The organism is Methylobacter tundripaludum (genome assembly GCF_002934365.1).
GTDB classification, from domain to species: domain Bacteria; phylum Pseudomonadota; class Gammaproteobacteria; order Methylococcales; family Methylomonadaceae; genus Methylobacter_A; species Methylobacter_A tundripaludum_A.
This window is the reverse complement of the sequence record NZ_PTIY01000034.1, coordinates 1-14,200: the sequence shown is the minus strand read 5'-3', so window position 1 is coordinate 14,200 and position 14,200 is coordinate 1. Positions and strand designations below refer to the sequence as shown.

Below are 14,200 nucleotides of genomic sequence, written 5' to 3'. Positions count from 1 at the left end.
TCGTCTTTGGTCGGATTGAAAAAAGCGTGAAACTATATCAGCTAACCTTTTTCTTTTCCGATTAGTGCCGATTGCACTTATGAGTTGAATCTAAGTGTATGAATTAAAAGCGGCTTTCAGTTAAGTTAAATCTGGCAACGATAGTCAACTTAATACCAATCCCAATAAGTTTTTATTTGAACCCCCTCAACCTAACCTTCTCCCGCTGGAGAAGGGATAATATGCGAACTTATTGGGATTGGGATTACAACCCTAAGGAGACACATTGGGATTAAATGTTACCGATTGTCCGATTCTGCTGGTATTCCAGTCATTTGGTTTAGCAGAGCGCCCAACTTGACTTAATTGTAGTCAAGTTGGGTTCCTATTACGCCAAGGTCAGAGTTTGTCAAAACGATCCAAGTGCATCACTTTGCCCCATGCATTGACAAAGTCCTGCACGAACTTCTCTTTGGCGTCGTCCGAGGCATAGAGTTCAGCAACCGCACGCAACTCGGAGTTGGAGCCAAAAATCAGATCGACTGGAGTAGCCGTCCATTTAACCTGGTCATTTGCCCGGTCCCGACCCTCATAAATACCCTCCGATGACGACTTGGTCCATTTGGTCGACATATCGAGCAGGTTGACGAAGAAATCGTTACTCAGTACGCCTGGCCGGTTGGTGAATACGCCATGCTGCGTATGTCCGGCGTTGGCATCCAGCGCCCGCATGCCGCCAACCAGCGCCGTCATTTCGGGTACGCTCAAGGTCAGGAAGTTTGCGCGTTCGACCAGCATTTCCGCCGGCGAATGCGCATTATCCTTGCTAAAGTAATTGCGGAAGCCGTCCGCTTTGGGCTCCAACACCGCGATAGACTTGGCATCGGTTTGTTCCTGCGCGGCATCCATACGGCCTGGTTTGAACGACACCTGCACTTTGAAACCGGCTTTCTTCGCGGCTTCTTCCACAGCCGCCGAGCCGCCGAGCACGATCACGTCGGCGAGCGACACTTTCTTGCCGCCTTTCAGCGTGCGGTTAAAGTCGTTTTGGATCGTTTCCAGGCGAGTCAGTACCTTGGCCAGTTCGGCGGGATCGTTGACTTCCCAATTCTTTTGAGGGGCCAAGCGAATGCGCGCGCCATTGGCGCCGCCGCGCATGTCGGTACCGCGAAAGGTCGCCGCGGAAGCCCACGCCGTCCTGACCAGTTCCGAAATCGTTAAATCCGAGTCCAGAATGGTCGACTTCAATTTGGCGATATCCTTGGCGTCGATCAACTTGTGATCGACTTTGGGGATAGGATCTTGCCAGATAAAGTCTTCGGCAGGCACTTCGGCACCGACGTAGCGGGCCTTGGGTCCCATATCGCGGTGGGTCAGCTTGAACCACGCCTTGGCAAACGCCGCCTCGAATTCCTTGGGATTATCGAGGAAGCGCTTGGAGATTTTTTGATACTCCGGGTCCGTTTTCAAAGCAATATCGGTCGTAAACATGATCGGCGCGTGGCGTTTGTTAGGATCGTGGGCGTCCGGTACAAAGTTGTCGCCTTTGCCTTCCTTGGGAATCCATTGCGTCGCACCGGCCGGGCTCTTGGTGGTTTCCCAATCAAAGGTATACAGCCACGTCAAGTAATCATGCGTCCAACGGGTCGGATTGGTCGACCAAGCTCCCTCCAAACCGCTGCTAACGGTGTCGACGCCATGGCCGCTGCCGCATTTGTTGGCCCAACCCAGCCCTTGCTCTTCAATACCGGCGGCGGCCGGTTCCTTGCCGACGCATTCGTCCGGCTTATGCGCGCCGTGCGCCTTGCCGAAGGTATGCCCACCGGCGATCAGGGCCACCGTTTCTTCGTCGTTCATCGCCATCCGGCCGAAGGCTTCGCGGATATGCTTGGCGGCCGCCAATGGATCAGGGTTACCGCCAGGCCCTTCCGGGTTGACATAGATCAGCCCCATTTGCACGGCGGCCAACGGTTTCGCCAGTTCACCTTTGGCATCGTGGCGCTCGTCGGCAAGAAATTTCTTTTCCGTTCCCCAATTGACCATCTCGGCTTCCCAGTCATCGGCCCGGCCGCCGGCAAAGCCTATCGTATTGAACCCCATCTCTTCCAACGCGACGTTACCGGCCAGCACCATCAAATCGGCCCAGGAAAGCTTGGCGCCGTACTTTTGCTTCACGGGCCACAACAGGCGCCGGGCCTTGTCCAGATTGACGTTATCCGGCCAACTGTTGAGTGGTTCGAAGCGTTGCTGGCCGCCGGAAGCGCCTCCGCGCCCGTCAAAGATCCGATAAACGCCGGCACTATGCCAGGCCATGCGGATGAAAAACGGGCCGTAATTGCCGTAGTCCGCCGGCCACCAGGGTTGGGACGCATGCAGTACACTGGCGATGTCTTTTTTCACCGCTTTGAGGTCGACGGTTTTGAATTGTTCGGCATAGTTGAACGCCTTGCCCAGTGGGTTGGACTCAACCGAGTTCTGGCGCAAGGGTTTCAGGTCCAGTTGTTCCGGCCACCAAAAACTGTTCATCGTCGGTTGCGACTCGGCCAGAACCGGATTGGCGGTCAACACTGCGGATATAGCTACTGCCAGTGCGGAAGCCAGGAAAGTTTGTTTCGTTTTCATAAAACACCTATGTTCCTTGTTGTGGGATAATGCGAAAAAACATGCCGTAGACGCTTCAGTTTAGATGCTGTCGACTAATAAAACCAGCAACTTAATCACCCTGTTCATCGTCACGAAGACGCATCAGCTGTTCAACACGGCACTGCCGATTTTAGTTTTAAAACTATCTTCTTCATTAAATCTCAAATCCAGGGGTTTAGACTCTGGCAAATAGTAATTTCGGCAAACGCATTAAACCGGATAAGGCATTCTTTTTGAAATTGATTTCATCGATAGCGCTATTTTTCAAATCAATAAGGCGCAACCGCAATGTGGTACCATTTTGAGTTGTGCCGAGCAACTCACTTTTAAACGGATAACAATCGATGAACTTGCGTGACTTGAGCTACCTCGTGGCGGTAGCGGATTTAAGAAATTTCAGTCAGGCGGCCGGCCAGTGCTCTATCGGTCAGCCAACCTTGAGCACGCAGATCAAAAAGCTTGAGGATTATCTGGGCGTGGACTTGTTCGTGCGCGAGAAAAATAGTGTGGAGCTGACGGACGCCTGCCAAGAAATTTTGCCCATTGCGCGAAGAATACTAGCCGACATTCAAAGCATCCGGCAAACCGCCGCCCACGTCGGCGATCGGCATCGCAACATGCTGTCGTTAGGGGCCTTCCCCTCTCTAGCGAGTTATGTGCTGCCGGAATATGTGTTCCGCATCAAGCAACATTTTCCTGAGCTGAAACTACAACTGGTCGAAGAAAAGACCGATTCGCTCATTCGGTTGCTACTCGACAAAAAACTGGATGCGGCGTTGCTGGCCTTGCCGGTAGAGCATGAACTACTGGAATGCCGAACACTGTTTGAAGACCCGTTTACCCTGGCCGTATGTGCTGATCATCCGTTGGCCCGCTTGGAGGAAGTGGACCTCAACATGGCAGCCAAGGAAGATTTGCTGCTACTGGATGAGGGGCATTGTTTGCGGGATCAGGCCTTGAAGTTATGCGACCCTTCCCGATTCGTGGAGCACGACTTCCGGGCTTCCAGTCTGGAAACCCTACGTTTCATGGTCAAGAACGGCGTCGGAGTCACGCTGATGCCTTCCGTTGCCGTTCAACCCGAGGATAACGACATTCGTTATATCGCCATCCGTCAGCGACCCAGCAGGATTATTGCACTGGTTTGGCAGCGAGCTCATCCCCGTAGCGCGATTCTTGAGACATTGGCCAAACTGCTGGCTTATAAACCGGTACCCTGAGCTTCATTTCTGAAATCCGGATAATTGCGTTATCGCGACTAAAGCGGAAGCTGGCGGCAGATAACTCACCCTATCTTGCTTATTACCGACGTTTGTTGCGCCCAGTGCGCAATGGCTGGAATCACGGAGTCTGAACATAGAAGTCAGCTTCACAACCAAAACCAGCCGTTGGTGAACAATCTTTTTTCAGCTACCTGAATGTCGCAAATTGGCCGATTCCTGCCAAGCAAACCAACAGATAATATTCATCTCGCGCACAGTTATTGACTGAACTCCACGCTCTCAAAACAATCCGGTAAATTAGCCCTGCTCCCCACCCCGCATTGACCTTGAAAGGCTATTGAAAGGTTGCAATGTTAAACTGCCTTAGCCGAAACATGCCCGCTTAAAAAGCCATCAAATAACATGGCTGGCTTTTAGACTCTGCTTGTTGCAGCCTGTCATGATCGGTAAAAAATGTTAAAAGACGATAGATAGCGCAAGGTTAATGCTTGCACTACCCCGGCCTTAACGTACAATTGCTAACCCTTGAAACTACCAGACATATAGAGCATAAGGAACACTAAAACCATGGGGATTCTCAGCATACTGCTCTGGACTCCGGCCGCCGGGGTCTTTCTGCTGGCTTTAACTCCAGGCCGGAACACTCAATTAATCCGTTACACCGCACATCTGTTTGCCGCTATCGCCTTTTTTCTAGTCTGCTGGCTGTTAAGCATTTATAACGCCCACGATGCGGAATTGCAGTTTAATGAATATTTCCCGCTTAACCCTAAATTGGGCAGCGCTTATGCGTTGGGCGTAGACGGCTTGTCGATGCCGATGCTGGTGTTGGCGACCTTGCTGACGTCGATAGCGTTGCTGGCCTCATTCACCGTATCCACCAGCGTCAAGGGTTATCATATCTGCATACTGTTGCTCGAATTCGGCATGCTGGGCGTGTTTTTGGCGCAGGATTGGGCCTTGTTCTATATCTTCTGGGAAGTGACTTTAATCCCGCTGTTCTTCCTGATTGACCGCTGGGGCGGCAAGCGGCGGCATACGGCCAGCCTTAACTTTGTGCTGTACACGATGGGCGGCTCGATTTTCATGCTGATCAGCCTGTTGGCGGTCAGCCAGTACGATCTTCAGCACGGCGGCTCTTTGATGTCCTCGATGCATCAGGCGGCGCAGGACATGCCCAGGATTGAGCAGGTTTTGGTGCTGCTGGGTTTCGTGATCGGTTTCGGCGTCAAGATGCCGATTTTCCCTCTGCACGGCTGGCTGCCGCTGGCGCATGTCGAAGCGCCCAGTCCGGTCAGTATTTTGCTGTCCGGTATTTTGCTGAAAATGGGCGCTTACGGATTGATCCGGGCGGTGGTGATGCTGCCCGAGGCCGCAAAACTGTTGCAGCCCTTCCTTATTTTCCTGGGCTTGTTCGGCATGTTGTACGGCGGTCTCTTAGCCTGGAGGCAAAGCGACCTTAAAGCCATGGTCGCCTATTCTTCGATCAGCCACATGGGCATGGTGTTGTTGGGCATTGCGACCTTGAACCAAATCGGCATTACCGGCGCGGTACTGCAAATGTCCGCTCACGGCCTGATTGCCGGAGCGCTGTTTCTGCTGGTCGGCCTGCTGTATGAGCGCACCCATACCCGCAATATTCAGGATTACAGCTCGCTGATTCAGGTGATGCCGCGCTTTGCGCTGTTCATGACCTTGACTTTATTGGCGGCGATGGGCCTGCCGGGTTCAATCGGCTTTATTGCCGAACTGCATACGCTGATCGGCGGATTTAGTTCATCGAGCGGCGTCGGCTTAGGGCTGGGCGTAATGATATTTTTCAGCGTCAGCATTTTAGTCGGAGCCGCCTACGCGATACGCACCATCAGCCTGTTGTTTACCGGACCGGTAAAACCGCAGATGCAACAGATCGAGGACCTGAGGGCGCCGGAGTTACTGGCCGCCGGAATACTGGCCGGCAGCGCCGTATTGTTCGGCCTGATGCCTTCGCCGCTGCTTGATTTGTCCGCCGCGACCATCGGCCAGATGAACGCGGTCATCAGTCAACGGATTTTGCAGTGATGGAGAGCAAATACAACAGATTGCACCGATCCGTTTATAAATCCGCATGCTAAATTTTAAATAAAACCCCAAATAACACGATGCAAAAGCCACACAATTTACGTGAGCAAATAATCACTGCGCTAAACCATCTGGATCACGTCTTGCCTGGACAGGCGCCGATACTCGATTTCGTGCATCACAACACTTTGCATGGTTTCCAGCATCTGCCGTTTGACCAGGCGCTGGCGGAATTCGAAGCCCTGACCGGTATTTGCGGCTATCTTCCCGAAGCGCAAAACCGCGATTTCTACCGTCAGGGGCGCATAAACGATTCCGACTTGTCCGCCGCATTTGCACAGTACCCGCACTTGCAGGCAGAACACATCGTTTGCTCGTTAAAAGACAAAGCCATCACCCGGCAGGCTATTTACCGCATTGCGCTGTTATTCGATTTGTCGGCGGTCAGCGTCAGCCAGTTGAACTGGCAAATAGAGGAATTGGCCGCGTTGGACGCGGTGCAGGCCGATGTGCCGGAGCCGGTTCGGCAGCGCTTGCTTGCGGCCGACCGCAAGGTGATCCGGCGCTTATGGGAAAGCATTTTAACCAAGCTCGGCTTGGAGCAGGCGGCTTTACACCCGGAAAACATGCTGGATTTGTCGGTGGAACAGGCCGAAGACTGGCTGGAGCAAAATAACCGAAATAGCGAATCCGCCGAGCCTGCTCCCGACAGGCTTACGGCATACACGCCATCCCTGGCGATTGCCGAATCTGTTCCCGACAGATTTTCGGCATACACACCATCCCTGGCGATAACACATCAGCAAATGCAGCAACGGGCAAGAGCGGCATTGGATAAACTGCTCGAAGAGGAAATAGGCGGCAATATCAGCTTGCGCAGTTTCATTCTGGCATTGACCGGCACCGACATCCTCGATTCGATCAGGCCGCAACTGATACGCTTTTGCGCCTCCGGCCTGGATGAAGGCCTGGCGGCATGGCAATTGCCCGAACGCAGCCGGCTGGGTCTTTACGCCGCCTGGCGCGCAACGGCAAAGTATGACGCCAACCCCTTTTTGCACGAGCTGCCGGACTGGCAGCAAATTATCGCCGAACTGCCCGAAGATCCAGTCGATACCATCATCCTGCAACTCGAGCACCTGGAAATACCGCAAACGCAATGGGAAGGCTATCTTCGCAGGCTGGCGCTTGAGATACCCGGCTGGTCGGGGCTGGTCAACTGGCGGCAGCATCACCCCCATTACCATGCCGCCAATGACGCCAAGCCGACGCTGGCCGATTATCTGGCTATCCGCCTGACCCTGGATCGGCTGTGGCTGAACCAGGTTTGCCGCGACACCTGGAAAATCGAGGCCAAGCTCAGCTCAATTCACGGCTATTTCCGTAAAAACCTGTCTGAATTCATGGTACGCAGCCGACTGTACCAGGGCGACTTGCCGGAATATCTGGCTCACCGGGCGGAATCGCTGACTTTGCACGCCGGGTCCGAACGTTATGACCGCAGCGACTGGCAACAACTCGCCGATTTGATTTGTACCTGGCAGTGCAGCCCGATCGCGGACAAACAGCCCGTACATGCACCACATAACAGCGGTTGGCGCTTGTTCCGCTTATGTCAGCATCTGGGACTTAACGCCGCCGACCTGAAACAGCTGGCTACCGAAGATCTACAAGCGATGTTGACCGTGCTGGATGAGTTCACGCCGACCGAGCGCGGCAAAGTCTGGCTGATCGCTTACGAGCATCATTATCGGGAGGATTTTTTCCAGGCGGTGCGCGCCAATCATCATCGCGGCCGCTGGGCCGAGCGGGGAGATCGTCCCGACTCGCAAATCATCTTCTGCATGGACGACCGGGAAGAAAGCATTCGCCGCCATCTTGAAGAGCTCAATCCCGCTATTGAGACCTTGGGCGCTGCCGGATTTTTCGGCGTTGCAATGAATTACAAGGGCCTCGACGACAGCAAGGTAACGCCGCTGTGCCCGGTGGTGGTGACGCCAGCGCATGAAGTTCAGGAAGTCCCCCAACCGGGTAGCGAATCCGTATTGCTCAAGCATAACCGTGGCCGTATGTTGAACCAATGGTTTGCCAATCTGGTGCATCAGAGTTTGCGCCGTAACCTGTTGTCGTCGCATCCGGTTATCGACGCGATTGCGCCGGTTACTTTAGCCGGATTATTGGCCAAATCGCTGCTGCCCAAACCCCAGCAAAGCCTGGTTTCCGGCATAGCTAAGCGGGTATCGCCGGAGGTTAAGACAGAGCTGCTGTTTACTTCTACCGATGAAACAACGGTTGCTGCGCCGGAGCGTCCCAAACTGGGTTTTACCGATAGCGAACAGGCCGACCGGGTTGCGGGCTTTTTGCGCAATACCGGCCTGACCTACGGATTCTCGGAACTGGTCGTGCTGATGGGACACGGCTCGATCAGCCAGAATAACCCGCACTTGGCGGCTTACGATTGCGGCGCGTGCAGCGGTCGGCACGGCGGGCCGAATGCCAGGGTGTTTGCGGCGATGGCTAATCGTCCTGAAATACGCGAGCTGTTGGCGGAACGCGGCATCGCTATTCCGTCCGATACCTGGTTTATCGGCGCCGAACACAACACCTGCAATGAAGAAATCAACTGGTACGACCTCGATCAGCTTCCAGCCGAACGACTGGCCGGGTTAAGCAAGCTACAGCAGGAATTACGGCACGCCCAGCAGATGTCGGCGCACGAACGTTGCCGCAGGCTGGCGTCGGCCCCCCGTAACCCGACACCCGACCAGGCCTTGACGCATATAGAAGCGCGCGCGGCCGATTTTTCCCAAGCGCGGCCTGAACTTGGCCATGCGACTAACGCTTCGGCGGTCGTCGGTCGCCGTTCTTTAACGCAAGGCGCTTTCTTTGATCGCCGGGTATTTCTGATTTCCTACGATCCGACTCAAGACCCTGACGGTAAAGTGCTGGAAGGTATTTTGCTGGCAGTGGCCCCGGTTGGTGCGGGTATTAATCTGGAATATTATTTTTCCACCGTTAATAACGAACGTTTCGGCTGCGGCACCAAAGTGCCGCACAATGTGACCGGCCTGTTCGGCGTCATGGAAGGCGCGTCCAGCGATTTACGCACCGGCCTGCCTAGGCAGATGGTGGAAATTCACGAACCGATGCGCCTGCAAATCCTGGTCGAAGCCAAAACGTCGGTGCTGGAACAAATCTATCAGCGCCAGGAATCCATACGGGAACTGGTCGGCGGCGGCTGGGTGCATCTGAGCGCCAAAGACCCGGATAGCGGCAAGATTTATCTGTTCCAAACGGGTACGGGATTCGTGCAGTGGCAAGCCGAGGCGAAAGATCTGCCGATTCGCGATAACTCAACGGAGTGCTACCGGGGTCAAACGCTACCGGTAGCGCCTGTATTGATCAGACAGCCTGAACGGTTTGGAGCAGCGTAATGGATGCCTTAGTCATTTTAATTCCCTTATTGCCGTTGGCCGCCGCTGCCGTTATCGGCATAGGTCATCTGTTCGGCGTAATCCGCGGTGAAGACGGCGAAAGCACGACAGCCGATATTGCAAGCTGGGCGATCATCATGTCCACTCTGTTGGCCTTGACCTTGCTGGGCGCCGATTTACTGGGCAAAAATACCGGCTCATTCCTTGTCGGGCAATGGCTGAGCAGCGATACGCTGAAAATCGAGGTCAACTTTATCACCAGCGGTTTAAACGTCCGTTTAGCCGCTCTGTTTTCAGTGCTGTTAGCCATCGTCGCCTGTTTTTCAATCAATTACATGCACCGGGAAGCGGGTTTTCACCGGTTCTTTTTCATCCTGAGTCTGTTCGCTTCGGCCATACTGCTGCTGGTGTTATCGGGCAATGCCGTCGGCACTTTCATCGGCTGGGAAGTTGCGGGCTTATGCTCCTACTTGTTGATAGCCTACGCTTACGATCGCCCGGTTGCCGCCGCCAATGCGACGCGCGTCTTTGTTACCAACCGTATCGGCGACATCGGTTTTATTCTGGGCTTGAGCTTAAGCTACGCCTGGACCGGCAGCGTCGACTGGAGCGCTCTCAATGATGCAATCGCTCAGCTGCCTCCGGGTGACGCCGCGGCGATTGCGCTGTGTTTTGCGGTCGCCGCCTTTGCCAAATCGGCGCAGCTGCCTTTCTCTCCCTGGCTGGCGAGGTCAATGGAAGGCCCCACTCCGTCGAGTGCGGTATTTTACGGTGCGGTCATGGTGCATGCCGGCGTTTATCTGGTCATTTTGCTGAGGCCGGTTTTCGAACTTGCGCCGCTGGCTATGGGGGTGGTCGCTGTAGTCGGCCTGAGCACGGCTGTTTATAGTTTTGTGGTTGGACTGACCCAGACCGATGTTAAAAGCTCGTTGATTTTTGCGGCATCCGGCCAATTGGGCTTGATGTTCCTTGAATGCGGTTTGGGATTTTGGCAACTGGCCGGCTGGCATCTTTGCGCTCATGCGGTGGTTCGGGGCTATCAGTTCCTGGCAGCGCCTTCGCTGATGCACCATGTGCATGGCCTATGCGAAGAAACGCCTCCGCGCAACGTCCGCACTTGGCTTTATGTCGCCTCATTACAGCGTTTCTGGCTGGATCAGATGACCGACTGGGCGCTGGTCAAACCGATACGCAGTCTGGCGCACGATCTGAGCTATTTCGACGATCATATCGTTGACCGGGTCATGGGCGGAGCCGGGCCTGCGATCCGGTCAATATCGTCGCTGGCGCAACTGGAAGAACGGATGATCGGCGCGCAACTGGATAACGATTCCGATAAATTCGCCAACGGCAGCGGCCTGGCCGGAAAACTGACCGAATTGACGGCGGCCTTCGTACACTGGTTCGAAGAACATTTTGTGCTGCGCGGCGCCGGCAGAGGCGCGATTGATTACGGCCGCCGGCTTGGACATATCGCCAATACGTTTGAACAATCAGTACTCAGACCCCGCTATCTGGTGTTGTTTGTCTGTATAACATTGCTGGTTGCATTTTGAGGCTCTGATGAATATTACAACAGTTACCCATTGGCCGGAATCGGCGGCTTTCCCGCTGCTCACGACGCTGACGCTGGTTCCGCTGGCGGCCATGATCGCCGTTTTGTTTTCACGCTCATCGACAGTTGCACTGCGTTTCGGATTTTCCGGGGCGCTGTTGACGGTATCGCTCAGCTTCTATCTGCTGACTGTGTTCGATTCCGCCAGTCCCGGCATTCATCTGGTTGAACAGGCCCATTTTGCCGGTCTCAGTTACCGTGTCGGCGTTGACGGGACGAATATTTTATTTATTCCGCTGACCGCCGTTTTGACCTTGCTGGCGTTAATTTATACCCTGATTACCCGGCATGCGGCCGACCGGCTGTTTATCGCCTGCCTGTTAGGCTATGAAGGCGTATTGATCGGCGCTTTTGTCGCATTGAATGTGCTGCAATTCTGGTTTTGGTGCGTACTGGAATTGGTTCCTGTGGTGCTGTTGACGATTCATGCCGGAACCGGGCAAAACCGGCGCTGGGTGGCCGTGCAATTGCTGCAATACTGGGGCAGCGGTTTGCTGATGTCGCTGACCGGTTTTATGTTGCTGGCTTTCGGCTTAATCGATGCCTCGCATCCCTTGACTTTCGATTGGCTGACGATAAAGGAAAACAACGCTTATTTACACGATGAGGTCTTGATTTTTATATTGCTGTTTTTCGGCTTTGCGATCCGCATGCCGCTGTTTCCGTTTCACGGCTGGTTGCCGGTGCTGGCCGAGCAAGGCACGGTCGCCAGCGCGGTTATTTTCCTGGTGGGTTTGAAACTGGGTATTTATGCGGCCATCCGTTTCATTTTGCCGATGGTGCCCGGCGTTGCCGAACAATGGGCCGGATTTGTGGTGACGCTGGGGCTGATCAGCATTTTTTACGGCGCGTTGCTGGCGCTGATGCAGATTAATATCCGCCGCTTGCTGGCTTTTGCGGTTATCAGCCAAACGGGCATGCTGGTTATTGGCGCATTCTGTTTTAACGCAAACGGCCTGGAAGGCAGTCTGTTGCTGTCGGTCGCATACGGTCTGGCGATGGCGGGCATGCTGTTCAGCGTCGGCCTGATTTACGAGCGCACCCGCACCGCGTTTCTACCGCGCTTGGGTGGGCTGTTCGACACCAACGCAACGCTGGCCGTGCTGTTCATGATTTCCGCGCTGAGCACGATGGTCATGCCCGGTACGCCGGGATTTGATGCGGCGCATTTGCTTGTCGAAGGGATTATTGAGGAAGACGGCTGGCTGCTCGCCATCGCTATTTTGGTCGGCAACGTGATGTCCGCAGCTTTCCTGCTATGGGCTTTCCAGCGGATGTTTATGGCGAATCCTAAACGCGCCGAACAACCCTACAGCTGTTCGCACCATCCGGTCTGGAAAGAGCGTTTAATTACCGCGGTCATTTGCCTGCTGCTGATCGGGACCGGTTTTTACACGACGCCGTGGCTGAATTTTATAGACCAGGACGCCGCCGCTATCGAGAAGCAATATCCGGTACACGGCGATCAATCCACCGACGATACCAAGGACGGCCAACATGAGTAATGCCGGTTTTCCCGTTTTAAGCCTGATTATTTTTCTGCCTTTGTTCGGTGCGCTTGCTGCCGTAGTTGTCCGCAATATCCGGCTGGCCAAAAACATTGCGCTGTTGTTCGCCGCGCTGGAACTAACCGCGACACTGGCGGTGACGGCGTTGTTTAACGCCGGCCTTGGCAATGACTTCCAGCTGGTCGAACACTATGCCTGGATACCCAGCCTGAATATTGAATACCTGATTGGCGTGGACGGTATTTCAGTGTTGTTCTTGCCGATGTCCGCATTGCTGACATTAATGGCGATCATCGCCTCATGGAACTCGGTGCAGCACCTGACCCGTTTTCATTTTGCCTTGTTGCTGGCATTGGAAGGCGTCACCATCGGCGTGTTTTTGGCGCTGGATATGGCGCTGTTCTATTTGTTCTGGGAACTGACCCTGCCGCCGATTTTCTTCCTGATCGGCTTATGGGGCATCGGTTCGGAACGGCGCAACGCAGCAATGAAATACACGCTGTTTATGCTGTTTGGCGGCGTGCCGTTGTTGTTTGCGATTATCATACTGGCGGTCAACCACGCCACCGTAGTCGGCGGCGGCATCCCTCAAAATATGGCTTTCAGCCTGCCGGTATTGTTGGCAACGCCATTGCCGGATAACTTGCAGGCCTTGGTGTTCTTGTTATTACTGCTCGGTTTTGCGGTTAAAGCGCCGTTGGCGCCGTTTCATACCTGGCTGCCGACCGTCGCAATGGAAGGCCCGACCCAAATGACCGCCTTGCTGGCCGGCCTGAAACTCGGCGCTTTCGGCATCATCCGTTTTGCAATGCCGCTGGCGCCTTCCGCCGCCGTTCAATACAGCTGGGTGCTGGGCATATTCGGCGCGGTCACGCTGGTTTACAGCGCGCTGATTGCACTGCAACAAACCAACTTGCGCCGCCTGCTGGCATACGCCGGCGTCAGCCATGTCGGCTTGGTCATCGTCGGCGTCGCGTCGTTGAACATGCAGGGCATCCAGGGAGCGATTTTTCAACTGCTGAACTTCACGATGATTGCCGGTTCCCTGATGCTGGTGGCCGGTTTTATCCAGCATCGCCTGGGCAGTACCGAGGTTATTCATCTGGGCGGCCTGGCTAAATCGATGCCGCGCCTGACCTGTTTTTATTTTCTATTTATGCTGGCCAGCATAGGGCTGCCCGGAACCTCCGGTTTTCCGGCCGAATTATTGCTGATAATCAGCACCATGCTGGCGCACCCCAGCATCAGCATCGCCGCCCTGATCGGCGCGGTACTCAGTGCTGCTTATATGTTGTCCTTTACGCGCCGCGCCTTCTTCGGCCCAATCACTCAAGCCGGCGTCAGACAGGTTCAGGACTTACGGCCACGCGAATTGACGCTGTTGTGCGTGTCGGCGTTGTTGATATTGGGATTCGGTTTTTTCCCGAATACTGTGCTGAAAACCAATCGCGTCGCGGCGGAGGCCTGGTTAAGCCGGATAATGGATCAGCCGGTGTTGGCAAGCGAGGCGGGGCGGGAGTAAAAGATGAACGGCACTAATTACATGAACTTGTTTCTTAAGCGAACCCAAGCAGGCATCGGCAATCATCTTCAAGAGCTATACCCTCGGATTTATATTCCAAAAATTGACAATATTTGTATTCTTAGATTCAACTCATAAGTGCAATCGGCACTAATCGGAAAAGAAAAAGGTTAGCTGATATAGTTTCACGCTTTTTTCAATCCGACCAAAGACGA

7 protein-coding genes are annotated in these 14,200 nt (G+C 54.3%); 6 read left to right on the top strand and 1 reads right to left on the bottom strand.

Annotation, left to right across the window (positions count from 1 at the left end; all coding sequences use genetic code 11):
• Positions 1-378: 378 nt before the first annotated feature.
• The gene (gene katG / locus B0F88_RS19005; protein WP_104425518.1) at positions 379-2,601 is read right to left on the bottom strand and encodes a catalase/peroxidase HPI; all 2,223 of its coding nucleotides are present in this window, start codon (positions 2,599-2,601) and stop codon (positions 379-381) included.
• Positions 2,602-2,966: 365 nt separating this feature from the next.
• Between katG and B0F88_RS19000 the strand changes: the two genes are divergently transcribed.
• The 6 genes from B0F88_RS19000 to B0F88_RS18975 all read left to right on the top strand — a co-directional run bounded on the left by B0F88_RS19000 (position 2,967) and on the right by B0F88_RS18975 (position 13,985).
• On the top strand, positions 2,967-3,842 hold the full coding sequence (locus B0F88_RS19000) for a LysR substrate-binding domain-containing protein (RefSeq protein ID WP_104425517.1): 876 nt from the start codon (positions 2,967-2,969) through the stop codon (positions 3,840-3,842).
• A gap of 570 nt (positions 3,843-4,412) precedes the next feature.
• Positions 4,413-5,906, top strand: a complete 1,494-nt coding sequence (locus B0F88_RS18995; RefSeq protein ID WP_104425516.1) for a complex I subunit 4 family protein — start codon at positions 4,413-4,415, stop codon at positions 5,904-5,906.
• Positions 5,907-5,986: 80 nt separating this feature from the next.
• On the top strand, positions 5,987-9,340 hold the full coding sequence (locus B0F88_RS18990; RefSeq protein ID WP_104425515.1) for a DUF2309 domain-containing protein: 3,354 nt from the start codon (positions 5,987-5,989) through the stop codon (positions 9,338-9,340).
• Positions 9,340-10,896 (top strand): NADH-quinone oxidoreductase subunit 5 family protein, encoded by a 1,557-nt coding sequence (locus B0F88_RS18985; protein WP_104425514.1) that lies wholly within the window; start codon positions 9,340-9,342, stop codon positions 10,894-10,896. Before B0F88_RS18990 ends, B0F88_RS18985 begins: the two co-directional genes overlap by 1 nt.
• A 7-nt stretch (positions 10,897-10,903) precedes the next feature.
• Positions 10,904-12,460 (top strand): complex I subunit 4 family protein, encoded by a 1,557-nt coding sequence (locus B0F88_RS18980; RefSeq protein ID WP_104425513.1) that lies wholly within the window; start codon positions 10,904-10,906, stop codon positions 12,458-12,460.
• Positions 12,453-13,985 carry a complex I subunit 4 family protein gene (locus B0F88_RS18975; RefSeq protein WP_104425512.1) on the top strand — a complete coding sequence of 511 codons (1,533 nt, stop codon included), beginning with the start codon at positions 12,453-12,455 and terminating at the stop codon, positions 13,983-13,985. Before B0F88_RS18980 ends, B0F88_RS18975 begins: the two co-directional genes overlap by 8 nt.
• The last annotated feature ends 215 nt before the right edge of the window (positions 13,986-14,200 follow it).